Annotated in this window: 18 protein-coding genes; 10 read left to right on the top strand and 8 right to left on the bottom strand. The window is 69.8% G+C overall.

Features of this window, described 5'->3' with window-relative positions; all coding sequences use genetic code 11:
• Positions 1-155: 155 nt before the first annotated feature.
• Positions 156-1,337: an acyl-CoA dehydrogenase family protein gene (locus tag ACJ8AT_RS27450; protein ID WP_407740840.1), complete on the bottom strand. Its 1,182-nt coding sequence runs from the start codon at positions 1,335-1,337 to the stop codon at positions 156-158.
• 118 nt (positions 1,338-1,455) lie between these two features.
• On the opposite strand from ACJ8AT_RS27450, the gene ACJ8AT_RS27445 reads away from it, so the two are divergent.
• Together ACJ8AT_RS27445 and ACJ8AT_RS27440 are read left to right on the top strand one after the other, a co-directional pair.
• On the top strand, positions 1,456-2,217 hold the full coding sequence (locus tag ACJ8AT_RS27445; protein ID WP_407740839.1) for an SDR family NAD(P)-dependent oxidoreductase: 762 nt from the start codon (positions 1,456-1,458) through the stop codon (positions 2,215-2,217).
• 169 nt (positions 2,218-2,386) lie between these two features.
• Positions 2,387-2,773: a hypothetical protein gene (locus ACJ8AT_RS27440; RefSeq protein WP_407740838.1), complete on the top strand. Its 387-nt coding sequence runs from the start codon at positions 2,387-2,389 to the stop codon at positions 2,771-2,773.
• On the opposite strand, the gene ACJ8AT_RS27435 is transcribed toward ACJ8AT_RS27440, so the two are convergent.
• Positions 2,770-4,479 (bottom strand): lamin tail domain-containing protein, encoded by a 1,710-nt coding sequence (locus tag ACJ8AT_RS27435; protein WP_407740837.1) that lies wholly within the window; start codon positions 4,477-4,479, stop codon positions 2,770-2,772. The genes ACJ8AT_RS27440 and ACJ8AT_RS27435 overlap by 4 nt on opposite strands.
• 165 nt (positions 4,480-4,644) lie before the next feature.
• On the opposite strand from ACJ8AT_RS27435, the gene ACJ8AT_RS27430 reads away from it, so the two are divergent.
• Positions 4,645-5,214 carry a beta-sandwich domain-containing protein gene (locus tag ACJ8AT_RS27430; protein ID WP_407740836.1) on the top strand — a complete coding sequence of 190 codons (570 nt, stop codon included), beginning with the start codon at positions 4,645-4,647 and terminating at the stop codon, positions 5,212-5,214.
• 12 nt (positions 5,215-5,226) lie between these two features.
• On the opposite strand, the gene ACJ8AT_RS27425 is transcribed toward ACJ8AT_RS27430, so the two are convergent.
• Positions 5,227-7,059 carry a methyl-accepting chemotaxis protein gene (locus ACJ8AT_RS27425; RefSeq protein ID WP_407740835.1) on the bottom strand — a complete coding sequence of 611 codons (1,833 nt, stop codon included), beginning with the start codon at positions 7,057-7,059 and terminating at the stop codon, positions 5,227-5,229.
• A gap of 219 nt (positions 7,060-7,278) precedes the next feature.
• Between ACJ8AT_RS27425 and ACJ8AT_RS27420 the strand changes: the two genes are divergently transcribed.
• Positions 7,279-10,617 carry a hypothetical protein gene (locus tag ACJ8AT_RS27420; protein ID WP_407740834.1) on the top strand — a complete coding sequence of 1,113 codons (3,339 nt, stop codon included), beginning with the start codon at positions 7,279-7,281 and terminating at the stop codon, positions 10,615-10,617.
• 582 nt (positions 10,618-11,199) lie between these two features.
• Here the strand turns inward: ACJ8AT_RS27420 and ACJ8AT_RS27415 are convergent.
• The 3 genes from ACJ8AT_RS27415 to ACJ8AT_RS27405 form a co-directional block, all read right to left on the bottom strand.
• Positions 11,200-11,982 carry a hypothetical protein gene (locus ACJ8AT_RS27415; RefSeq protein WP_407740833.1) on the bottom strand — a complete coding sequence of 261 codons (783 nt, stop codon included), beginning with the start codon at positions 11,980-11,982 and terminating at the stop codon, positions 11,200-11,202.
• Between the two features lie 287 nt (positions 11,983-12,269).
• Entirely contained in the window at positions 12,270-12,422 is a 153-nt protein-coding gene (locus ACJ8AT_RS27410; RefSeq protein ID WP_407740832.1) for a hypothetical protein, read from the bottom strand.
• Positions 12,423-12,735: 313 nt separating this feature from the next.
• Positions 12,736-13,746 (bottom strand): serine/threonine-protein kinase, encoded by a 1,011-nt coding sequence (locus ACJ8AT_RS27405; RefSeq protein WP_407740831.1) that lies wholly within the window; start codon positions 13,744-13,746, stop codon positions 12,736-12,738.
• Between ACJ8AT_RS27405 and ACJ8AT_RS27400 the strand changes: the two genes are divergently transcribed.
• Positions 13,717-15,069 carry a sigma 54-interacting transcriptional regulator gene (locus ACJ8AT_RS27400; protein WP_407740830.1) on the top strand — a complete coding sequence of 451 codons (1,353 nt, stop codon included), beginning with the start codon at positions 13,717-13,719 and terminating at the stop codon, positions 15,067-15,069. The two genes, ACJ8AT_RS27405 and ACJ8AT_RS27400, sit on opposite strands and share 30 nt — an antisense overlap.
• A gap of 10 nt (positions 15,070-15,079) precedes the next feature.
• Here the strand turns inward: ACJ8AT_RS27400 and ACJ8AT_RS27395 are convergent, their stop codons facing one another.
• Positions 15,080-16,477: a type II CAAX prenyl endopeptidase Rce1 family protein gene (locus ACJ8AT_RS27395; protein ID WP_407740829.1), complete on the bottom strand. Its 1,398-nt coding sequence runs from the start codon at positions 16,475-16,477 to the stop codon at positions 15,080-15,082.
• Between the two features lie 161 nt (positions 16,478-16,638).
• Here ACJ8AT_RS27395 and ACJ8AT_RS27390 point away from each other — a divergent pair, with 161 nt between their 5' ends.
• From ACJ8AT_RS27390 to ACJ8AT_RS27380, 3 genes are all read left to right on the top strand, one after another.
• Positions 16,639-18,243, top strand: coding sequence for a penicillin-insensitive murein endopeptidase (locus ACJ8AT_RS27390; protein WP_407740828.1), 1,605 nt, complete (start codon positions 16,639-16,641; stop codon positions 18,241-18,243).
• 113 nt (positions 18,244-18,356) lie between these two features.
• The gene (locus ACJ8AT_RS27385; RefSeq protein ID WP_407740827.1) at positions 18,357-18,686 is read left to right on the top strand and encodes a TerB family tellurite resistance protein; all 330 of its coding nucleotides are present in this window, start codon (positions 18,357-18,359) and stop codon (positions 18,684-18,686) included.
• A gap of 83 nt (positions 18,687-18,769) precedes the next feature.
• Entirely contained in the window at positions 18,770-19,750 is a 981-nt protein-coding gene (locus tag ACJ8AT_RS27380) for a hypothetical protein (protein ID WP_407740826.1), read from the top strand.
• Here ACJ8AT_RS27380 and ACJ8AT_RS27375 read toward each other — a convergent pair.
• Positions 19,747-20,517, bottom strand: a complete 771-nt coding sequence (locus ACJ8AT_RS27375; protein WP_407740825.1) for a PP2C family protein-serine/threonine phosphatase — start codon at positions 20,515-20,517, stop codon at positions 19,747-19,749. The genes ACJ8AT_RS27380 and ACJ8AT_RS27375 overlap by 4 nt on opposite strands.
• Positions 20,518-20,773: 256 nt before the next feature.
• Here ACJ8AT_RS27375 and ACJ8AT_RS27370 point away from each other — a divergent pair, with 256 nt between their 5' ends.
• Both ACJ8AT_RS27370 and ACJ8AT_RS27365 read left to right on the top strand, forming a co-directional pair.
• Positions 20,774-21,979 (top strand): hypothetical protein, encoded by a 1,206-nt coding sequence (locus ACJ8AT_RS27370; protein ID WP_407740824.1) that lies wholly within the window; start codon positions 20,774-20,776, stop codon positions 21,977-21,979.
• Positions 21,979-23,613 (top strand): hypothetical protein, encoded by a 1,635-nt coding sequence (locus ACJ8AT_RS27365; RefSeq protein ID WP_407740823.1) that lies wholly within the window; start codon positions 21,979-21,981, stop codon positions 23,611-23,613. Before ACJ8AT_RS27370 ends, ACJ8AT_RS27365 begins: the two co-directional genes overlap by 1 nt.
• Positions 23,614-23,626: the final 13 nt, after the last annotated feature.

Raw genomic sequence — 23,626 nt, 5'->3', positions numbered from 1 at the left:
GCAATCTTGGGCTCTTCGAGACTTCGGGACCAGAAACTTCCATCTTGTCGCTCGAAACAGTTCGGCAGTTGTTAGGCCTATTCTAGTCTCTGTCTAGCTAATCCTAGGCTGTAATTTACTTACGTGACACTGTTTTCTTCCTTGCTGCTTCGAACTCAGTTGAACGCGTCGATGCCGGTGATCGCCTTGCCCAGCACCAGCGTGTGCACCTCGTGGGTGCCCTCGTAGGTGAACACGCTCTCCAGGTTGAGCATGTGCCGCACCGGCGGATACGCGTCCGTGATGCCGTTGGCCCCGTAGATGCTCCGCGCCGAGCGGGCGATCTCCAGCGCCGCCTTCACGTTGTTGCGCTTGGCCAGGCTCACCATCACCGGCGTCACCTTGCCCTCGTCCTTCAGCCGCGCCACGCGCAGGCCCACGAGCTGCGCCTTGACGATCTCCTGGAGCATGTCCGCCAGCTTCTCCTGCGTGAGCTGGTAGCCCGCGATCGACTTGCCGTCGAACTGCGCTCGCGACAGCGCGTACTCGCGCGCCCCCTCGAAGCAAGCAATGGCCGCGCCCGTCACCGCGAAGGCAATCCCCAGCCGCGCGTTGTTCAGGCAGGACAGCGGCCCCTTCAGCCCCGTCACCTTCGGCAGCACGTTGCGCTCGGGCACTCGCACGTCCTGGAAGGACAGCTCGCTCGTCACCGAGGCCCTCAGCGAGAACTTCCCCGGAATCTCCCGCGCGCTGAAGCCCGGCATCCCCTTCTCCACCAGGAAGCCCCGGACGGACTCGGCGCCGCCGTCCTCCGTCTTCGCCCACACCACCGCCACGTCCGCGATGGAGCCATTGGTGATCCACGCCTTGGTGCCGTTGAGCACCCACGTGTCCCCGTCCTTGCGCGCCCGCGTGCGCATGCCTCCCGGGTTCGAGCCGAAGTCCGGCTCCGTCAGCCCGAAGCAGCCGATGATCCGCCCCTGCGCCATGCCCGGCAGGAAGCGCTGCTTCTGCTCCTCACTGCCGTAGGCGTGAATCGGGAACATGCTCAGCGAGCCCTGCACCGACGCGAACGAGCGCAGCCCCGAGTCCCCTCGCTCCAGCTCCTGCAAGATGAGCCCGTAGGTGACGGTGTTCATCCCCGCGCACCCGTACCCCTGGAGGTTGGCGCCCAGCACGCCCAGCTCCGCCAGCCCTGGCACCAGGTGCCGGGGGAACGTGCCCTCGCGGAAGTGCTGGCCGATGATGGGCAGCACCTCCTTGTCCACGAAGCGCGCCACCGTGTCTCTCGCGGCCTTCTCCTCGTCCGTCAGCAACTGGTCGATGAGGAGCAGGTCGGTGATCTCCGCGCGGGGCATGGCTCTTCCTCGGGTGACAGGGGTGCGCGGCTTGTAATCTCCGCTCCCAGGGCAGTCAAACCACGGCCGCTTCACATCAGCCCCTCTCCCGAGGCGGCCCCGGCTATCCTGCCGCCCCATGACGACTCCCAGGAAGACGGCGGTGGTGACGGGCGCCAGCCGCGGCATCGGCCGCGCGTTGGCGTTGAGCTTCATCCAGGCGGGCTATGATGTGTGGGCGCTGGCCCGCTCGGCCGACGCCCTCCAGTGGCTCCAGCGTGAGGCGGGAGACGCCCTACGCCCGCTCGCGGTGGACGTGGCGAACGAAGCCGCTGTGCTCGAGGCGTGCCGCACGGTGCTCCAGGCCGGCGCTCCGTACGTGCTCGTGAACAACGCGGGCATCTCCCACTCCGCGCCACTGACGAAGACCTCCACCGAGGATCTGCACCGGGTGATGGCCGTCAACGTGACGGCGCCCTACCTCTTCTGCCGCGAGCTCATCCCCGCGATGATCTCCGCGGGCGGCGGCCGCATCATCAACATCGGCTCCACCGCCTCGGTGCATGGGGCCAAGTACACCTCTGCCTACTGCGCCTCGAAGCACGCCCTGCTGGGCATCACCCGCGCGCTCGCGGTGGAGTATGCGCGCAAGGGCATCACCGTGAACCAGGTCAACCCCGGCTGGGTGGAGACGGACATGTTCGCCAACGCCGTCGGGACCATTGCCCAGACCACGGGCCGCTCGCCGGACCAGGCCCGCGAGGCGCTCGCGTCCATGAACGCCATGGGCCGCATCATCCGGCCCGACGAAGTCGCGGCGCTGTGCGTCTTCCTCGCCTCGGACGCGGCCGGCGGCGTCACCGGCGCGGCCTACGCGATGGACGGCGGCGAGCTCAGCTGAGCCTGGCTGGCTGCTCAGACACCGGCCACGAGCCGCCCCCGTTGCACCGGGAAGTTCCGGTGCCCAGCCTCCCCCATCAACCCGAGCTGGGGAGGTCCTCGTGAAGTGGGCGTGGGGTGCGGTGGCAGGGCTTTGTGTGCTCGCGGGATGTGGACCTGAGGACGCTCCGGTGAGCGAGGCCTCGGAGAACGAAGCGGGCCTCCACCCCGCTCGGAGTGTGGGCCTCATCACCGTGGAGCCGGGCTCGGTGACGTTCCCGAGCACCACCGTTGGCCAGGCGACGACGCGCTCCGTGCTCCTCCACAACCCCGGGCCGTCTCTGGCGCAGGTGCTCCTGGGAATCCCGGAGCCCTTCACCGTGGCCCTCACGGTGGTGAACCTCCAGCCGGGCGAGGAACAGACGGTGGACCTGCGCCTGGAGCCCACGGCGCCCGGCCTCGCAGGTGCCGTCCTCATGGTGCAGAGCGAGGATCAGCGGCTCGAAATCCCGGTGCAGGGAGAAGTGGAGCCGGCACCTGACACCGGCTCCACCTCACCTATCGAAGCGCGGAACTAGAACGCCGTGCCGTTGGCGCGCTTGCCGCCCGAGGACGTCAGCGACGAGATCGACGTGTGCAGCACGAACGTGCCGGTGGCGCTGGCATCCGGGCTGCGGTTCATCGACACGCCGTCCGTGCCGGACAGCGAGCTGGTGTAGGTGAAGGAGTCGATGGTCGTCGTGCCGTTCTTCACCGCGACGGTGGCGCCGCTGTTGCCCAGCACGAGGCCGCCCGTCGAGGCCGCCACGGCGTTGGTCAACCCAGTGGGGATGGCCGCGGCCCCGCCGTACACCACGATGGCCTTGCCCGCCGCCAGCGTGGTGCCCGAGGCGAAGGTGTGGCGCGTCGTGGTGCCGACGACGATCGTCCACCCGCCGATGCCGATGGAGGTGCCGCCCACGTTCACCAGCTCCACGAACTCACCGTTGGTGTCGGAGCCGGGCTCGTTGGCGAGGATCTCGTTGAGGATCACCTTGGCCGCCGTGCCGCCCGCGGAGGTGGTGGCCGAGGCGGTGTTGCTCGCCGCGGACGCGTTGCCCGCCGCATCGTTGGCCTTCACCTGGTACGAGTACGTGGTGCTGGCGGCCAGGCCCGTGTCCGAGTAGCTCGTGCCCGAGGTGCTGCCCACCACCGAGAAGGCCCCGCCGGTGCTGCGGAACACGTCGTAGTCCAGCACGCCCACGTTGTCGGTGGAGGCGCCCCAGGACAGGTTGATCTGGCTGGAGGAGGCCGCCGTCGCCGAGAGGCTGCTCGGAGCGCTCGGGGCCGTGGTGTCGCCAGAGCCGCCGCCCGAGCCCGCCAGCCACGCCACCGCGTTCAGGTGGATGAGCGAGTCGTCATACGTAGTGTCGCCCCACCCGTTGTAGGTGGTGTGGCCACAGCCGTTGGTCGCATCCTCGGAGGGCGAGGAGTCGCCGATGACGGCGATGCGCCCCGCGCCATCCGTCGAGGTGGCGAAGGTGACGCGGGAGTTGCTGCCCACCGTGCCCGTGGTCATCCAGACGTGGCCCTTCACCGTGGCGTTCGCCGCCGGGTTCAACGTCATCGAGGTGGAGCCGAACAGGCCCAGCCCCTTGCCCGCCGTGGCATTGCCATAGGCTCCGTGGGTGATGGGAGACGAGGCGTCCGTGGTGAACTTGGAGTCCGGGGCGTCATCGAACCAGTCATCCGCCTCGGTGCCAGTCTGAAGGTGGATGCCCCACGAGGCCCCCGACATCAGATCATTGCCGACCACCGTCGAGTCATTGCCGTCATTGTTCCGGTCCGAGCCCGCGTGATCGACGATCAGGAACAGGCCGCCGCCGTTGCGCACGAACGAGATGATGGCGGACTTCTCCGCCGCCGTGAGCAGCACGTTCGGCTCGGGGAGGATGAAGACCTTGTAGTTGGACAGGTCCTGCGCGTTGGTGCCATCGCCGTAGCTGATGCGGCCAGTCTTGGGCAGGCTCTCCACCTGGAAGTTCTTCTTCACCAGATCCACGCCGAACGCGGAGTACGCGCCGCCCCAGTACGTCTCCGGAGTGGAGGCGGTGATGCCGCTCGAGGAGGGCGTCGGGAAGCGCTGGGCCGTGCCGCAGGTGTCCTCGTCCAGCACCCAGTCGGCATTGCCGGCCGTCTGCGCGTGCAGGCTGTCGAAGAGCACCTTCGGCCCTGTCTGCGCCCAGGCGGGTCCTGCGAGACCTACGAGAAGAAAAGCGACCAATGACGGGAGCAACTTCTTCATGGGGGATGACTCCTTGGGGGAAGGGAGCACTGCGAGAGGCGAGCCTCTCTACTCGGAAGACAGGAGACTCCACCATCGGTTGACCGGCCACACGGCGCGTTTGCCGGAGCCAGCCGCTTCTGACACTCTCCGAGTGCCTTGAAGATCGTGAGCGCTTTCTCATCTTTGAAGCTCGCAGCCGCTGTCCTGGTGCCGCTGCTCGGGGGGCCCGCCGCCGCGGGCACCGTGAAGGGCAAGGTCTCCGTCGAGGATGCCCAGGAGGCGGCGAGGACCGTCGTCTACATCGAGGAAGTTCCCGAGAGCAGCCTCCCCGCGCCGCCCGCCGCGCCGGTGAAGCTCTCGCAGCGATGGGCCCGCTTCGCTCCGGGGGTGCTGCCGGTGTTCAAGGGCAGCTCGGTGGACTTCACCAACGACGACTTCGTCATGCACAACGTCTTCTCCAAGTCCAAGGTGAAGACGTTCGATCTGGGGCTCTACGCCAAGGAGCAGGCCAAGGTGGTGAAGTTCGATCAGCCCGGCGCGGTGGAGATCTTCTGCTCCATCCACCCGCGGATGAGCGGCGTCATCCTGGTGCTCCAGAACCCGTACTTCACCCAGCCCGCGGCGGACGGGAGCTTCACGCTGCCCAACGTGCCCGCGGGCGAGTGGAAGCTCCGGGTGTACCGGCCGGGGCTGGACAAGGCGCCTGTCTCCGTGAAGGTGCCGGCCAAGGGCACCGTCGAAGCCAGCCCCTGAGCCCCGCGCCGGCTATAGCTTGTAGCGACGCACCATGGCGGTGATCTCGCGCGAGGCCCCGGACATGCGCGAGGCGGCCTCCTCGGTGGCCTGAAGGCGCGTGACGGTCTCCTGCGAGAGCGCGAACAAGTCCTTCAGCGCCTCGAAGAGCTGGGCGATCCCCGCGTCCTGCTTGCTCACCGTCTGGGCGATCTCCCGGACGACGAGCCCGTTCTCGTGGACCAGGGAGGCCAGCGCGCGCAGGCTGTCTCCGGTGGCGCGCACCTGGGACAGCCCACCCTCCACCTCGCGCGCGCCGTTCTCGCTGGTCTCCACCGTGTTGGTGATGGCCACGCGGATGTCCTCGAGGATCTCCTGCACCCGCGCCGTGGCCGCCACGGACTGGTCCGCCAGCGTGCGGATCTCCCCCGCCACCACCGCGAAGCCCTTGCCGTGCTCGCCGCTGCGCACCGCCTCGATGGCCGCGTTGACCGCCAGCATGTTGGACTGATCCGCCAGATCCTTCACCGTCTGCGTAATCCCGCCGATCTGCGCCGTGCGCTGCTGGAGCTCCTGGCTGGTGTGGGCGATCTGATCCACCTGGTTGCGGATGAAGGTGAGGCCCCCCACGCTGCTCTCGATGGCGCGCTCGCCGGCGCGGCCCAGCGAGTCCGCGCGCTCCACGCCCTGGAGGACGGCCTGGGCGCGCTGGGCGGCGATCTGCGAGCTGTGCTGGAGCTCCTGCGCCGTGATCTGGGTCTGGTAGAGCGCGGAGGCCTGGCGCGTGGCGGTGCGGTTCTGGGCCGTGGCGTCCGCGGAGAGCTGCCCCGCGGCGGCCTCGAGCTCGAGCGAGGAGGCGTTCAGCACCAGCAGCACCTCGCGGACCTGCTCCATCATCCGCCCGAACGAGGTGGCCAGCTCGCCGATCTCGTCGCTCGAGCTCACCTCCAGCCTGGCGCGGAAGTCCCCCTCGGCCACCACCCGGGCCGCCGCGGCGGTGAGCTGCCGCAGCGGCCCCGTCACCCGCTGGGCCAGGATGAAGGCCACGGCGCCAGCGATGAGCGCTCCCGCGGCGCCCAGGGAGAGCAGGGAGAGCAGCGTCGCGCGAAAGCGGGCGAACTCCTCCTCCGCGCTGAGCAGCAGCACCATCCGCAGGCCGTCGCCCATGTCCATCTCGAGCGCGAGCAGCCGCGTGCCATTCCCCTGAAGGAGCCGCTGCGAGGCCGCGGCGGCGGGCAAGGCCTTGAGCACCTCCTCGGGGCTGACCGAGCTCAGCCCGTTCACCAGCACCGTCTGCCCCTGCAGCAGGAGGGCCTCCGCGCCGCTCTGCTCCCGCAGGCGCTGCACCAGGGGCGCTCCCACGCGCACCCCCAGGACGAGGTAGCCCACGGTCCTCCCGTTCGCCTCCACGGGGTTCAAGACGCCCCAGTAGGGCGTGTCCTGGATCATGAGCAGTCCCGGCTGCTGGCGCTGGAGGAAGTCGGAGACCTTTGGGGGCAGCGCGCCGGGGAGGCTGCCCGCGCGCACCTTCCCGCTCGGATCCGTGAACAGGAGCAGGTCCACCTCCATCAGCGCGCGCTGCTCCTCGGCGATGCCGTCGAGGGTCGCCCGGTCCACGCCCTCACTGGCGAGCAGCGCGCGCAGGGCCGGTGCGCTCACGATGCCGCGGGCCGCCACGGAGAGCACCCGCCCCTCCTGCTCCAGGAGGCCACGCCAGGTGGCGACGTCCTGCTCCAGGCTGCGCGCGAGCCGCTCCTCGAGGCTGCTCCGCAGCGATATGGCCACGAGCGCCACGCTCCCGAAGGTCAGGACGAGGACGACGAGCAGGAAGGCCGCGGTCACCCGGGCTGCGAGGCTGAGCTTCATACGCGGCGAGAGGAAGACGGAGAGGGCGGCAAGACGCCACCAAGCCTAAACCGAAAGGGAGGGTGGAGGGGATGTGGTCACAGGGCTGATCAGACGAAGCATGGAGCTTGCAGGCAACGGTGTACGACTTTCCTGGCGCCTGCTTCCCTCCTTGCCGTGCTCGATACGGGCGCCAGGCGAGGGTCTGATCTAGCCTCCGGGATCCACCCCGGAGGTGCCATGCAGGTCCCCACACGCGAGGCGCTGCTCAAGCAACTGGACTCCCTCTCCCATGGGACGCGCATGGCGCGAGTGGCGGCCCTCGCGAAGGAAGCCCGGGGGACGGCCCCGCTCACGCGGCTCATGGACGAGCTGCTCTCAGGAGGGGCCTACGAGGCGAGCCTCGGGCTGCAGCTGGCGCGCGCCGCGCGGGATGAGGCCCCGTTGCTGCGGGGACTCGTCCACCCCTCGGTGCTGATCCGCACGCTGGCCGCTTCGCTGGCGGGAGCGTACATCCAGGAGGACGCCTCGCTGGAGCGCGTGCTGCCGGAGCTGGCCCCGGCCATGCGGCGCCGTGTGCTGAAGGGTATTGCGCTCGCACACCGAAACGTGCTGGCGGCCCGGCTCCTGCCGCAGATCCTCGCCCGGCACGGCGCCGGCGAGGCCGTGCTGCTGCTGCCAGCCCTGGATGAAGCGTCGGTGCGCAGGCTGCTGCCGGAGGTGGGGCACGCGCTCATGAGCTGGCACAAGCTGACCTGGCGCTACCCGGACGCGGTGCTCGACTACCTCCAGGCCCGCTTCGCCGCCGCGCCCGAGCGGGAGCGCGCCAGCCTCTTCTTCTCCTACCGCGAGCCCCTGGCGGAGCTGACCGGCCTGCGAAGCGCCGCGGTGCTCGCCCTGGCGCGAGACTTCTCTCCGCTGGAGGTCATGCCTCCTCCCCTGCTCGATGGAATCCGCCGGCTCACCCGGCGTCACCCCGAGCAGATCTTCGCCCTGCTCACGCGCCCCTCCCTCCGCGGCTGGCTGCGCAACCAGGGCCTCCCGCCGGGAGTGCTGATCGAGGCGGATGCCTTCTCCTCGGAGCAGCAGCTCGCGCTGGCCCGGCTGCTGGGGGAGATGCCCCACCACCTCGCCGCCTTCCTGGGAGCCCTGGCCCCCTCGCGCCGCGCCGCCCTCTTCACCCACGCCTACGAGGGCATCCCCGCGCGCGAGCTGCCCGAGGCGCTGCTCGCCGTGCTGCCCCACACCCAGCGGGACGCGGAGGCGGCGCGGCGGCTCACGTTCCGTGAGGTTCAAGAGAACCGGGACAGGCTGCTGGCCACCCACGCCCTGCGCCTCATCGAGCACGCACGCGAGCCGCTGACGAAGGCCGCCTTCGCCGCCAAGGCGGAGGACCGGGCCCAGGCGCTCGTTCACCTCGTGCGCTCCACGGGCCTGTCCCGCCGGGGGATGACGGAGACGCTGACCCACCTGATGCGGCTGCGCAACGAGCAGGATCCGGTCCGCATGGCGGTGCTCAACGAGCTGGCCAACGTGCCGCTCTCCACCTTCACCGCCGAGCACATCCCCTCGCTCACGGAGCTGGTGATCTGCGTGGTGGAGGCGCGGGACTCCTCGCCCACCACTCGCGCCGCGCTCCAGCGGCTGGCCTTCCGGCTCATGCAGGGCCACGCCACCGAGCCGGACGGTCCCCTGTTCCAGTTCGCGCTCGACACGCTCAAGCGCCTGGCGGGGCAGCGCGGCACCCTCTCCCTGCCACCGCTGGAGCGGGATCTGCCGCGGGGCGCCGAGTTCCGCATCGTCTCCACGCTGCTGCCGATGATCCGCGCCGCCGCCGAGCGTGACAGCCACATCCTCACCATCGCCCTGGCTCAGGCGCTCGGGCGGCGCGCTTGGAACGTGGACATGCTCCAGGCGCTGCTCGAGCCGGCGACGGAGGGCTCCCCGGAGGGAACGGCGCACTCGGCCATCCTGCTGTGGCTCGCGCCGCCGCGCACGCGGGACGTCCGGGTGCGCAAGCTGCTGGACCGGGACGAGACGACGGTGACGATCGCGCCCGTCTTCAAGCACCTTCACCGGCGCCGGCAGGACTGGCTGGGCCCGTTCCTCCAGGGGCGGCGGCTGCATGGGCGCTTCAGCAACGGAAAAACGGGCTGGGTGCCCCCGGCGCAGGAGGGCTTCCACCGCTGGCTGCCACGGCAGCAGGAGCAGCTCGCGGTGCTGCTGGTGCGCATCGCCGAGGACGGGCAGCGCAGCTCCTGGGAGCGCATGAGCGTGCTGCACGCCCTGCCTCGGCTGCAGGTGGTGACGGCGGACACGCTCGGCTCGTTCCTCGCGTCGAAGGATGTGCCCACGGTGGAGGCGGCGCTCGGGGCGCTGGCGTGGATCGATCGGCCGGAGACGGCGCTTCCCCTCCTCTTGGAGTACCTCGACGGCGATCGCGCCCGCGTGGCCATGTACGCGGTGCCCCGGGTGGCGAGCCTCGTGAGCGGAGAGACGCTGTCGGCCACCCTGGCGGAGCTGTTCGGGCGCGAGAAGCTCAAGGTGACGGTGCAAAAGGAGGCGGTGCGGCTGCTCGGGGCCTTCCGCTCGACGCACAGCCTGGCGCTGCTGCGCCAGCAGTGGGAGCGGCCTCAGCTCCACCGGGACGTGCGCATCGCGGTGGGCCACGCGGCGCGCCGGCTGCTGGATGTGGAAGAGGCATGGGCGATCCTCGACGCCATGGCTCGGAGCCCGGATGCGTACGTGGCCGCGAGCCTCCTGGACCAGAGCCCCGCGGGGCTGCGTCCCGAGGTGCGCCCGCGCTACGCGGCCCTGGTGCGCCAGGTGGCCCAGCACCCCGAATTGAGCGTGCGCCGCCAGGCGTGGCTGGCGATCTCCCCCTGGTCTCCTGGCTCGGAGGAGCCGGTGGCACGCGCGGCGGCGGCGCGCATCCTGGATCTGGCCGGTGGCGCCGAGTGGCGCGAGGCCACGCAGGCCCTGGTGGAGACCGTTCGAGACGGCATCGCGGTGGAGCACGTGGTCTCGACGGTGGCGGCGCTCGTCACCCAGCCCACCCTGGAGGCCCAGAACGCCAAGGCGGAGCGGGATCTGCCGGCCCGCCAGCGCCTGCGCGGGCTGTGCGCGACGCTGCTGAACCTGCCGCTGCCGGTGCGCCTGAGGCTGCGAGCCCGGCTGCAGGAGGTCGCGGGGGTCATCGCCACGGATGCTTCGCTCTGGCCCGAGAGCGTGGCGCTCCGGCTGAGCACCCTGGAGTGGAAGAGCGCGGAGAGCGTGGCCAAGGCGCTCCAGGAGCTCGCCCACGAGTTGCGCGAGGAGCCCCTCTTCGCTCCGGCCCTGGCCCAGGCGGTGGGCTCGGCCGTGGCTCAGTCGAATGCCGAGTGGCAACCGGAGACGCTGCTGGAGATCTCGGATCGCGTGGCGGAAGGGACTCCACTCCTCTCGGTGGAGCTGGTGCGGACCGCGGGCGAGCGCCTGCACTGGCGAGAGGACGCGGCCAGCCGTCTGCGGACGCTGCGTGAGCACCCACGCCCGGCCATCCGCGCGGCGGCGAGAGCCATCACCACCGCGACGGAGTAACCGGCCCTCCTCACTGAAAAGGCAGACAGGTTCAAATAGGTAGAGAAGCTGTGGTCGTAGCCTTGGCTCAACACCCGCTACGGCATATAGGGATATCGAGCGAGGACCTGTCCCTCTGCGGATACAGCATAGAGTTCGAACCAATCGAACTCGAGCTGAGCACCACGAGGCCACCCGCATCTGTCCGCGCGCCTATCTATACGGACAAAATACACCCCCCCCTCCTGGCCAACGGCGACATCCATGGACTTGGCTGAGTATTCGCACTCCCCTGCTGCCTCTCTGGGAAAGCGTGAGAGCACCCGCTGCAACGCGGCATGGGCTGCGAGGATGGCGGGTCCGTCCAACGTCGCCAGTGGGCGCAGATCCTTAGGCCAGCGAATGGGGCCCGCAGTGCCAACTGGGGGAATTCCGGGGCCAGCATCCCCAGTGGGTGTGGGCTTTGGCAGCGGAACAGTGGAACCCGCATCAGGTGCTGAACTCCCAGAGCCTGGCTGAGGTGTACCACCATCCACCATAAGAGAGATGAGTAAGAGAAAGGAGTAAGGTTTCAGCATGGATTGATCCAAGAAGGTTGCTGCCTTACAGGCGGAGTCCAGGAGAGCATTTCGGTGGTGGTATGCCGGTGCTGATAGCGCCGGGTTCTTGGGGTTCACAGGTTGCCAGGAACTCCCAATGCTTCGCGTGCTCGCGCCAGGTGAAGACGCTCCCCTTGATGTTCCATTTATAGAAGACGGGTTCTTCACTGTTGCCCGTTGTGAGCCAAGCCCACGCAGGGATGGGTTGTCCTTGGGCGTCACGAGCAGGCTTGCCAGCCGGGGTTACGGCATACCCGACCATTGTCCAGCTCCCATCGCGCTCTTTCATTGCCGGAAAGACTGTCAGATCCTGGCTGCTGGGGCTGGTTCCACAAGGGTGATTGTGAGCGAAGCCAAAGATGAACACTTCTCTTCCGAAGTCAGCATCGTCCACTCCACCATAAGGCGGATCGCAGAGGCCGCGCTCTCCAGCGAAGCTTCTAACGGGCCACGAGACGCGCCAATCTTCAGGTGTTCTGTAGACAACGACGCAGTACTCAGCTGCATCAGCCCGTGGGTGTCCTGTATTCGGGTCGCACGCGTCCGCCGCACCCGGCAGCGTCATCAATGCTCTGAGGAGAGAGAGCACCAAGTCATCGGGTACGCTCGGCAGGTCCGACAGAACCACAGGCACATCTTTGTTTTCCCATGGACCAGGGGCTATCGCCAGCTTGCGGCGGCCTTCTAGCTTCGGCAGGTCGCTGTAGAGGAAATAGCGTCGCGGGCTCGCGCATGCCAGGAGCATGCTGAGTAAAGGCAAGATGGATCGTCGAACGAAGATGCTCATTTGGCTGAAAGGACTTCTGAGCCTATCCCGGAGGAGCCTTGGCGACAAGCGGCGAAGCGACGCGATGCGCTCTCGATCAGGAGCAAACTGGCCGAGCGGCGCCGCAGGAGATCTCTGCGCAGTAAGACCATTGCCGGAGCCTACAGATTGTACGGATACCGTGCGAGGATTCGCCCATCTGGCGAAACAGCATACAACTCCAACCAATCAATAGCGGCGTTGAAACTGGCATCCACGCTCCCACACCTATCCACGCGCCGATTGATGCGCACGATATACATCCCCCCTCACTCGCCGACAATCACATCCATGGCTTTGGGCGAGTATGCGCAGGATCCCGCATATTCCTTTTCTTCCTTCGCGATGCGTGCCAGCAGGTGTTGCATGGCGGCATTGGCAGCGATGACGGCAGATCCGTCCAACGTGGCCAGCGTCCGCACCTCATCCGGCCAGCGAACGCCATCTACGATGACAGGCTTGCGCGCAACAACCCCAGCGTCCCGCCCTGGGGTGCTGGTTGGGGCTGCACCCGTTCCCGCATCAATGGTTGGAGGGGGAGTCGCAGGTCCCGCGTCTGGCATCAAGGGGGCGGACTGAGGCGCGACAGGGGCAGTCACATAGAAAAGCCGGGGACCTGAGCACGCCCAAGTGAACATGAACGCAGCCAAGAAGAGGGACCTCATGCGGTAGTTCATCAAGTCCATGCCAGTAGAGGTCAGCCTAAGCGATCCGCGCTTCAAGCGGTAGGCGCCGTCAGTCCTGGCCCGTGTCTCCATCCTCCAGCACTGTCTCCACGGTCCGCCGAGCCTCCGGTGCCGGAGTCTGAGCACCGCTCACCCACCGCGCCAACTCCGCGGGGCCCGCCTCCGGCCTCGCGCGCCGCAGCGGTGACAGCAGGGCTCGGAACGCCTCCGCCGAGCTCACCCGCTCCTCGGGCTTGCGCGCCAGGCACGCTCGCAGCAGGGGCCTCAAGTCCGGCTCGATGCCCTCCAGCGATCCAAGCTGCGCCTCCCTCACCCGGTCCATGGTCTCCAGCGGCGTCTCCCCGTCGAAGGGCCTGCGCCCGGTGAGCAGCTCGTGGAGCGTGGTTCCCAGGGAGAAGAAGTCACTCGCGGGGCTCAACGCCCCACCCCGCACCTGCTCGGGAGACATGTACGCGTACGTCCCCTTGCGCACCCCGCCTCGGGTGATCTCCCGCAGCAGCGTGGCCTTGGCGATGCCGAAGTCCGCGAGCTTCACCTCCCCCAGCCGCGAGACGAGGACATTGGCCGGAGTGACATCCCGGTGGACCACTCCCAGCGGCCGGCCCTCGTCATCGGTGAGCCCGTGCACCGCGCCCAGCGCGAGCGCCAGCTCATCCGCGAGGTGAAGCGCCAGCGCCGTGCCCGGCAACCCCCGGGTGAGCAGCGTCGCGAGATCCGCTCCGTCCACGTAGTCCAGCCGGACGTAGTACGTGCCCTCGGCGCAGCCCAGATCGTGCACGCCCACCAGGTTGCGGTGGCTCAACCGCGCCCCCAACCGCCCCTCCTCGATGAACATGCGCTCGTAGACGGCATCGCCCACGTGCTCCTCGCGCAGCACCTTGATGACCACGCGCTTCTCGAAGCCGCTGGCCCCGAAGGCGAGCGCCAGGAACACCTCCGCCATGCCTCCCGCACCCAGGCGGCGCACGAGTCGATAAGGCCCCAACTGTCGCGGTAACTCCCTCACCCGCCCTAGGATAGCGCCTTGCCCGTGAGCGAGACCGTCCTCACTACCTCCCATGACACGCCCGGTGAAGTCCCACCGCGGCGATGCCAGCTCCTCGTCGTCGAGGGCCCGGATGCGGGGCGCGCGGTGGCGCTCGGCTCGGAGCCGGTGCGCGTGGGGACTCGCGAGGGCTGTGCCCTGCGCCTGACGGACCCGCGCGTCTCGGGAGAGCACCTGGAGGTGCGCGCCGACGGCACGGGCTTCGTGGTGAGGGACTTGGAGAGCCGCAACGGCACGCTCTACGAAGGCTCGAAGCTCCGCGAGGTGCGTGCCCCTCCAGGCGCGACGTTCAAGCTGGGCCGGAGCTTCCTGCGCATCCAGCCGGAGAGCCAGCCCTGGGAGGTGGCTCCCAGCCAGGCCCGGCGTTTCGGGGAGCTGGTGGGCGAGAGCCTCGCCATGCGCGAGCTGTTCGCCGTGCTGGAGCGCGTGGCGCCCTCGGACGCGACGGTGCTGCTCCAGGGAGAGACAGGGACGGGCAAGGAGCTGGCGGCGCGCTCCATCCACGAGGCGAGCGCGCGGCGCAAAGGCCCCTTCGTCGCCGTGGACTGCGGCGCGCTGCCCGAGGGACTCGTGGAGAGCGAGCTGTTCGGCCACGTGAAGGGCGCTTTCACCGGAGCGCTCGCGGCGCGCTCGGGCGCCTTCGCCCGAGCCCACGGCGGCACACTCTTCCTGGACGAGCTGGCTGGCATCCCGCCGCCCGTGCAGGCGCGGCTGCTGCGCGTGCTCGAGGAGCGCAAGGTGCGGCCGGTGGGTGGAGACGCCGAGCAGCGCGTGGACGTGCGCGTGGTGGCGGCCTCTCGCGAGGACCTCTCGCTCGCGGTGGCCGAGGGCACGTTCCGCTCGGACCTGTACTACCGGCTGGCGGTGGTGCCGCTCGTCCTGCCCCCGCTGCGCCAGCGCCGGGAGGACCTCTCGCTGCTCATCTCGGAGATCCTCCGGCGCCGGGGACTCGAGCCCGGCCCGGTGCGTGGGCCCGCGCTGGAGCTGCTCTCGGGACACGCGTGGCCCGGCAACGTCCGCGAGCTGCGCAACGTGCTGGAGCGAGCGCTCGCGCTGGCCCCCGCCGCCCGCGCCTTCGAGGAGCTGCGCCCTTCCCTCCAGCCGGTGGGCTCGGGGCCGGAGCTGCCGCTGCGCACGGACCTGCCCTTCGCCGAGGCCAAGCAGTCCGTCATCGACCACTTCGAGCGCCACTACCTCCGCGACGTGCTGGCTCGCGCCCACGGCAACCTCTCCGAGGCGGCGAGGCAGGCCGGCGTGGACCGCAAGCACTTCCGGACGCTCGCGAAGCGCCACGGGCTGCTGCCCTCCTCGGACGACTCGGGAGACCCGGAGCGCTGAACCCGCGCGGTCAGCCTCCGAGGCTCCGCGCGAACATCACCAGCGCGAAGCTGTTGACGGTGGCGTGCAGGAGCATCGACGGACGCAGTTGCCCGCTCGTCAGCCGCGCCCAGCCCAGCATCAGCCCCAGGAAGAAGATCCACCCGGTGAACACCCCGTAGAAGAGGTGGAGCGAAGCAAAGAGCCCCGCGCTGAGCACCAGCGCCGCCACGCGCCCCATCCACCCCGTCAGCCAGGGCAAGAGGACTCCGCGGAACAAGAGCTCCTCGCCCACCGGCGCCAGCAGCGCCGCCGGGATGATGAACAACACCCAGCCCAGCGCTCCCAGCGGTCCCTCCCGCGCCATCTCCATCATCGGGTGCTGATTCTGGTTCGGCAGCACCCCCGCCACCTGGGAGAACCACACCAGCAGCATCAGCACCCGCATCCCCAGGGTGATGAACAGCCCCAGGCTCACCAGATACGTCCGGAACCAGCCTTGTCCCGCCGGCGCTTCAGTCCCGGGAGCCGTGCGCCTGACGATCAGCCACGACACGAGGACGATCACCAGCGCCTGCACCCACACCGAGACCAGCGCCGCGCCTCGCGACGGCCCTCCCAGCAGCGCTGAGAGCCCCTTCATCGTCACCAGGGATCCAAGCCCCGCCGCCACCAGCACCGCCATCACCCCGAGCGGGCGCCAGTCCGCGCCTCGCCGCCGCCCCACCCCCCAGAGCGCGAGCAGCGCCCCCATCACCAGCCACATGCCAATCCAGTTCCGCAGCTCCCGAGGCATCACGGGCTCCTCGGGATTCACGGGCTCGAACAACCCTCGCGGAGCTGGATCCAGCGCCGAGGCCTCCACCGGCAGCAGCCTCACCTCCCGCCGCGCCCCTTCGTGCTCCACCTCCACTTGGAGCGCGACGCCCGGCTTCGCGGCCTGGACCGCTTTGCGCAGCGCCTCGGAGCTGTCGATGGGCTGCCCGTCCACTTGATGCACCACGTCGCCCACCTGCAGCCCCGCGCCCTTCGCTGGGCCCCGCTCTTTCACCTCGGAGAGCTTCACCCCCGGCCCCGGGTACTTCGAGTCCGTGAGCACGCCCAGCACCTTCGGCGGCCCCAGGGACAGCCGCGCCGACTCGGGATCGTGCCGGCCCACCACCGCCATGTGCAGGCAGACCCCGGCCACCAGCGTGTCCAGGATCGCCAGCGCCACCAGCCTCTGAAACCAGCGCCGGTAGGTGGGGCTCGGGTTCTTCCGCCGCCCGATCGCCACCAACCCCCAGACCACGGGCAGCCCGCAGACGGGGACGAAGCCGGCGACCAGCGCCCAGATGAAGGACTGGCGGGCCCCGGTCTCGGGCCCTGCCGGCTCGGGCGCCGGAGGTGACTCTGCGGGAGCGACAGGAGGCGGTGAGAGCTCGGACACGAGCACATTGGGGCACACGCGAGCACCGGAGGCCAGCCCTCGCGGAACACAAGGGGCTGAGCCAAGCCCCCCGGACGCGCGCCTTGCTCGCCTGCCCAGGGAGCCACTCTCCAGTACCTGTGCTTCAGGTTTGGGCGATTTCGGGTAATCCTTCGGCCCGCGTGCGTTTCCTGTCCTTTCTCCCCCTGATCCTGGTGTGCGCCGGCTGTGCCGCGCACGTCGTTCCCAACACTCCTTCGCCGGCGCGCTCCGAGCATGCCGACGCGACGGGGCCTGCACCCGCGCAGCCCGCGACGGCTCCTGCCGCCGTCTCCGCGCCCGCCCCGGGGAGCCCCGCCGCTCCGGCCTCCGCTCCGGCCGTGGCCGCCGCGGCGCCCTCCACGGAGCAGGCCGGCCCGAGCGAAGAGGCCGAGAGCTCCGACGGCGAGGCCGATGACGACAGCGGCTCCGCGGTGGACGGGTTCGACTCGGCCGAGGGCGACGAGACCGAGTCCGCCGTGGTCCCCCCCGGCACTCCCGAGGTGCAGTACACCACGGACCTCTCCGACGAGGAGCTGAAGCGGCGGTGGAAGGAGGACCCGGCCTCGCTGGGCTCGGTGTCCGTGGGCTTCGTGCACAGCGGCCGCATGGTGAACAGCGTGCGCTTCCCCGATGGCCACGACTGGACCGTCGTCTCTCCCGAGAAGGCCTGGACCACCACGGAGACGGTCAACTACCTCACCCAAGTCATCCACGAGCTGCGCACGCGCTACCCCAACGCCCCCCTGCTGCGCGTCAACCAGATCAGCACCAAGGACGGCGGCTACATCCGGCCCCACAAGAGCCACCAGAACGGCCGGGACGTGGACCTGGGCTTCTACTACCCCGGCGGCAACATGGTGTCGGCCCGCGCCCGGGAGAAGTACATCGATCTCACCATGAACTGGGCGCTCGTGAAGGCGCTCGTCACCCTCACTGACGTGCAGCTCATCCTCGTCGACCGCCGCGTCCAGAAGGTGCTCTACGACTACGCGCTCAAGAATGGCGAGGACAAGGCGTGGCTCGACTCGCTGTTCCACGCGGGCCAGAACTCGCTGATCATGCACGCGCGCGGCCACCGCGATCACTTCCACGTGCGCTTCTTCAACCCCCGCGCCCAGGAGCTGGGGCGGCGGCTGGCCCCGCTGCTGGCGATGCAGCCCGAGCACAACATCGCCATGCACCGGGTCCGCTCGGGTGACACGCTGGGCGCCATCGCGCTCCGCTACAACTCGTCGGTCAACACCATCCGCAACGTGAACCGGATCCGCGGCAACCTGCTGCACATCGGCGAGGTGCTCTCGGTGCCGCTGCGCGGGCCCTGCACCCGGTGCCCCGTTCCTCCGCCCGTGGTGGTGCCGGCGCGGCATCTGCCCGCCCTCGCCAAGGTCGACGCCCAGCCCGAGGCGAAGCCCGCCGTCCAGGCGAAGGTGGACGTGCAGCCCGAGACGCAGGCGAAGGCCGAGGCTCCGGCCGCGGTCCAGGCGACGGTCGAGGCTTCAGCCACGGTCCAGGCGAAGGCGGAGGTTCCATCCGCCGTGCAGCCCCCGCCTGCTCCGTCATCCACGGTGCAGGTGAAGGCCGACGCGCAGTCCCTGGAGCAGGCCAAGGCCGCCGTTCAGCCCGCCGTGCAGGTGAAGACCCAGCCCCTAGCCGGGCCCACCGCGCCAGGGAAGACCGAGCCCCTGCCCGCTGTGCAGGACAAGCCCCAGGCCCCGCCCTCCGCGCCGGAGCCCCAGAAGCTGTAGCCACCAGTGGTGAACACCCCGGGCTCCCCAGCCCACCTCCGGAGCGCGGGGGTACTCCCTCCCGCCCTCGCTCGATATACAGTCCCGCTGCTCTTGCCCACTGAGGCCAACGGATGACGATCTCCACCGAAGACCGCTTCAACACTGAGGTCATCAAGCTGCTGCTCCAGGTCGCCTGGAGTGACCGCCAGCTCGCCCACTCCGAGCAGCTCGTGGTCTTCGGCCTGGGCCGCAGTTGGAACGTGCCCGAGAAGGAACTCCAGTCGCTCCTGGAGAAGCTCAAGGCCGGCGGCCCCCTGCCCGAGCCCGACATCGAGGTGCTGCGCACCCGCCCCGATGACGTGATGGTGGCCGTACGCGCCCTCGCCGTCTCCGACGGGAAGTTTGCCGACAGCGAGAAGGACATGATCGAGCGCATCAAGTCCAAGCTCGGCGTCTCCTAAGGCCGCCCCTCATGCGCTGAGAGAACTCAGCCCACCAGAGTGACCTCTTGACCTTGGGGCGCGCCTGTCGAGGATGCGTCCTCATGCGCTCGCTCCATCCTCCTGCCCTGTCCATCTTCCTGGCCCTGACTTCGCTGGCGGCCCCCGCCGCGTGGGCCTCGGATCCCCTCCCCCAGCCCGCCTCCGCCGCCCAGGAGCGCAGCCAGGAGCAGCAGCAGCAAGACGCTCAGTCCCAGGCCGCCGCCGCCGAGGACGAGCACTTGCCCTCCTACGCTGCTCCCGCCGTCCACGAGACGAAGGTGACGGCGCCCCGCGCGCTGCGCGAGGAGGATCCGATTGGCACCTACGCGCAACCGCGTTGGACAGCCACGCGCCGCTTCCCCACCACCCGCCTCTATGTCGTCCCCGAGGGCACTGCCCAGTTCGAGTGGTGGCTGGAGACGAAGACGCCGCTGGACTCGGCGGACGACACGCGCTTCCGCTCGCTGTTCGAGTTCGAATTCGGCCTGGGCCACCGGCTCCAGCTGGACTTGTACCTGGAGACGCTGCAGCAGTCCTTCCAGGAGTGGGGCCTGAGCGCGGAGAAGTTCGAGCTGCGCTACGCCTTCGCGGACTGGGGCCAGCTGCCCGGCAACCCCACCGTCTACCTGGAGTGGACGCGCACCCACGAGGGTCCGCACAAGGCCGAGGTGAAGCTGCTGCTGGGCGGCGAGCTGGCCCCCCGCGTGCACTGGGGCACCAACCTCGTCTACGAGCGCGTGCTGGGCGGCGAGCGGGACGCCGAGTACGCCCTCACCGGCGGCCTCAGCTACACGCTCCAGGATCAGCGCTTCTCCCTGGGCGCGGAGCTGAACGTGGAGCTGGCGGACGTGGCCGGCAGCCGCTTCGACTTCAACGGCTACGAGGTGCTGGTGGGCCCCAGCCTCCAGTGGCGCCCGGTGAAGGCGGCGCACATTGATCTGGTGGCCCTGTTCGGCCCCGAGTGGGAGCGCGGTGGGCCCGACGAATCCTTCGAGGCGAAGGCCATCCTCGAGCCCACCTTCATCTTCGGCTGGGAGTTCTAGATCAGCCCCTGCGCCGGCGACCAGGCGGCGGCCACGCGCACCACCACGGCGGTGATGTTGTCGCGGCCACCCGCGTCGAAGGCGCCGGTGACCAGGAAGTCACAGGCCTCCTTGAGGCTGGGCTTGGCCAGCCCCTCGGCGATCAGCTCGGGGCCCAGCGGCTCGTAGAGGCCGTCCGAGCAGAGCAGGAACACATCCCCCGGGCGCAGCTCCAGCCGCGTCACCGTGGGCTCCGACCGCTCCGTGCCCAGGGCGCGGGTGATGATGTGGCCGAAGGCGCTCTGGCCGCGCGGTGGCGGTGCGAGCCCCGCGGCGCGCAGTTCCTCCGTCACCGAGTGATCCCTCGTGAGCGCCTCGAGCTCTCCGCCGCGCAGCCGGTAGAGCCGGCTGTCTCCCACGTGGGCTACCGCGCCCTCCTTCTCGCCCAGCGCGAGCGCGACCACCGTGGAGCCCATGTCCCGCAGGTAGCCCATGCGGCGCGAGAGCACCGTGCGCTGCGCCATGCTCGTGCAGGCCGCCAGCAGGTTCTCCTCGCGAGAGAGCTGAGGGTTGAGCTTGTCGGGCCAGGTGGCCTCCGGATCCATCACCAGGCGCTCGCCGAACTCCTCGAAGGCATCCACCACGCAGCGGCTGGCCACCTCGCCGCCCGCCTGGCCTCCGAGCCCGTCCGCCACGACGAACAGCCCCAGCTCCGGCCGCACGCAGTAGGCATCCTCGTTGTGGGCTCTCCTGCCAACGTGTGTCTGTCCCGCGCTCTCGATTCGCATACCGTCCTCCTGTTTCCCCCTGGGACAGCAAGCGGGGGACCACCTCCAAGCATGCGAAACGACACCAACGGCTGGGGTCCATGCACCCCAGAGCAGACTCGCCGCCCACGGCGGGCCTGGAGACTCTATACCCCATGCTGCTCGGATCCCCCAGCCTCCGCTGCCCCACCCGCCCCAGTGCGTGGGGGTAGCAACTTCAGGGGGTTCCGCAGGACAATAAGATGCAGCCCGCTTTCCGTCCGCGCGAGGAGAACCCATGACCTCCATCCGCCGTCTGCTCTCAGGCATCTCCTCCTCCGCGGTGTCGTGGACTCGCCTGGAGATCACCGCGCCCATCCGCCACAAGCCCACCGCTCCGGTGGAGCCCGTGCGGCGGGGGTTCTCGGATCACAGCGACTTCCAGTCCGCCGAGGAGGCCGAGCACTCGCTGCTCGACGCGCACGCCCCAAGTCTGGCGGGACGCCCTCGCAGGGGGCAGGATCCGCTGGGCGCCTATACCGGCAAGAGCGACTTCCAGGCCCGCTTCCCGCGCTACCAGCACCTGCTCGGGACGAACGTGCCGCCGCCGCCCCACCGCTACTGGGAGGCGGCTCGCTCGCGCGCTCAGTCCTCCCCGGCGCAAACCCAGCAGTCCCAGGACAGCCGCACCCGCCCGAGCCTCACCGCCACCACGGATCTGGAGAAGTCCTTCGAGCTGGCCCGGGAGGACGACTCGGTCCTGCTCTACACGGCTCAGGGCTCCGAGGGCGGCCGCTCGGTGATCCAGCATCCGGACGGCAGCGTCACGGATCCGGCGGATCAGGAGAAGCGCTTCTCGAACCTCCAGGAGTGGGAGAGCGCCCACCCGGACCTGTCTCGCGCGGTGTCGCTGTCTCGCGATGATCTCGAGTTGGTGATGGCCATGCCCGAGGGCTCCGCGCGGGACGAGGTGCTCACGGAGCTGGCCCAGGCGGGCTCCGCGCCTTCGCCGGAGGACGCCTTCACTCCTTCGAGCACGGCGGGCGCGTCGGCGGATGCCTTCATGCCCTCGCTGGAGGATCTGCCCGTGGCCTCGGAGCCCGAGCCGGACACCTCGGCCTCCAACGGCTTCATGCCGTCGCTGGACGATCTCCCCGGCAGCAGCGAGCCGGTGGCGCAGCTGCTCGCGGCCACCGAGGACTCCGTGCCGCTCTCGCCGGAGGAGCTGAATGCGCAGCTCAGCCCCACGGGCGAGCTGGCCGAGGGACGCAGCCCCTTGGATGTGGCGGGGCTGGTGGCTCGGCGCGGCACGCCCGAGCTGCAGGCGCGGGTGGCCACCGCGCTCTACGAGCGGAGCCAGACGCCCGAGTTGCCCCAGGCCTCCGCCTACTCGCAAGGCTCGGCGCTGGCCGCCTCCGCCAGCACCCAGGCCACCTCGGCCCTCCTCCAGCGCGTCGGAGAGGCGCACCTCGCGGACTTCGTCCGGTCCGTCATGCAGGCCTGATGGACAACGCTTCGACCAGCTCGACTCCCTCCGGGCCCGTGGTGATGGGCCTGCTGCTGCGCTCGGTGGCAGCCCTTCCGCGCGAGCCCTCCACGGACATCCTCGTCACCCAGGCCTTCCTCCAGGCCGATACCCGGGCACTCCAGAGCCAGGAGTTCCGCTCAGGGCTGGCGGCCTGCCTCGCGGCCCTGCGCATTCCCTTCGAGGGAGAGGCTCGGGAGCAGGACGCGGCGCAGTGGGAGCAACTGCTCGCGGATCCGCTCGGCGAGCAGCTCCTCGTGGATCCGCGGCTCACGCCCGAGCAGCGCCTGGCCCACCTCTCTTTCTTCCTGCTGCGTGCCGATCTGCCCGTGGAGCTGCTCTCGCTCGCCTCGGGAAACCTCATCGGCGTGGCGGCCCACGAGGCTCTTCGGGCACTCCAGGCGTTCGCTCCGGAGCAGGTGGCTCCCGTCGCGCGCTTCCCCGCGGCGCTGGGGCCCCGCTTCCCGGAGCTGGCCGCGCTCCCACAACCTGTCGATGCGCAGGCCCTCTCCACGCTCGTGCCTCACGCGCTGCGGCCGGATCAAGCCGCGCTGATCCTGGGCTCGCTCGCGGACGAGACCTTCGGGAGCGTGCTGGATGAGTCGCCCGTGAAGGCCCAGCGGCAAGCCCTGGCCACCATGGCGGCGAACGGCCTCCGCGCGCTCGCCGAGCGAGTGAAGGCCGAGACGGAGCCTCAGCTGGTGGCGCAGCTCCTGGTGCTCGGAGCACTTCAGCACCAGGCCTTCTTCCAGAACCTAGCGCCCTTCACGGAGGATGCCCTGGCCCGGCACGCGCAGCCCTCGAGCCCCGTCAGCGCGGTGGAGGGCGTGGCTCGGGAGCTGATCTCCACGAGCGTGCTCCAGTTGGGCATGGCCCTGGGAGGCCCCGTCGGGACGAACGCGGCGAGGCTGATCCTCCACAAAGTCTCGCAGGCGGTGGGAGCCCTCTGCGCCGGAGGAAAGCTGCCGCTGGGCGCACTGTCGGGCGAGGTGCTCGGCATCCCCGGACTGGGCCTGGCGCCCCAGGCGATCGGCGAGGTGGTCGCCGCGCTCACGCAGCTCTACGCGCTCCGGCTCGCGGCGCTCGGGGATGAGGCGGCCACCCTGCTGGGAGAGTTCCTGCCGCTCCTCATGCGAGCCGAGGTGGAGGGGCTGGGTGCGGGCTGGGGCACGCTGCTGAGCAACCCGGAGCGCGTGGAGCTCCTCCAGAACATGGAAGCGCTCGCCCGCGCGCAGGTGCTCAGCCTGCTGCTCGTGGGAGGCGCCGTGGGGGCCTTCGCGTGGGAGGAGGTCGCGCCAGCGCTCCAGGCCCAAGCCCAGACGATCTTCGGTTACGCCCTGCCCTCGGAGACGCCTCCGGCGGCGGTATCAGCGCTCTACGCCTCCAGCGCGGCGTGGGCCGTGGCCGTGCTGGCCAATGAGAACATCTACGGCGATGTCTGCTCAGGGGTCATCTCGCCGGAGGAGGCGCTGACTCAAGCGCGGGAGTTCGGCATGGGCTTGTTCGTGGGGGGAACGGATCCGGCCGATCCTCCGCTCACTGCCGCGATGCTGCGCGGACTCACGCCCCCGGGCATCTACGAGGCGACGGAGCTCGACGGAGACGGGGCGTAGTCAGCCCGCGAGC

This window comes from Hyalangium sp., assembly GCF_045802625.1.
In the GTDB taxonomy this organism is placed as follows: Bacteria; Myxococcota; Myxococcia; order Myxococcales; family Myxococcaceae; genus Hyalangium.
This window is presented reverse-complemented; position numbering and strand designations above follow the sequence as displayed.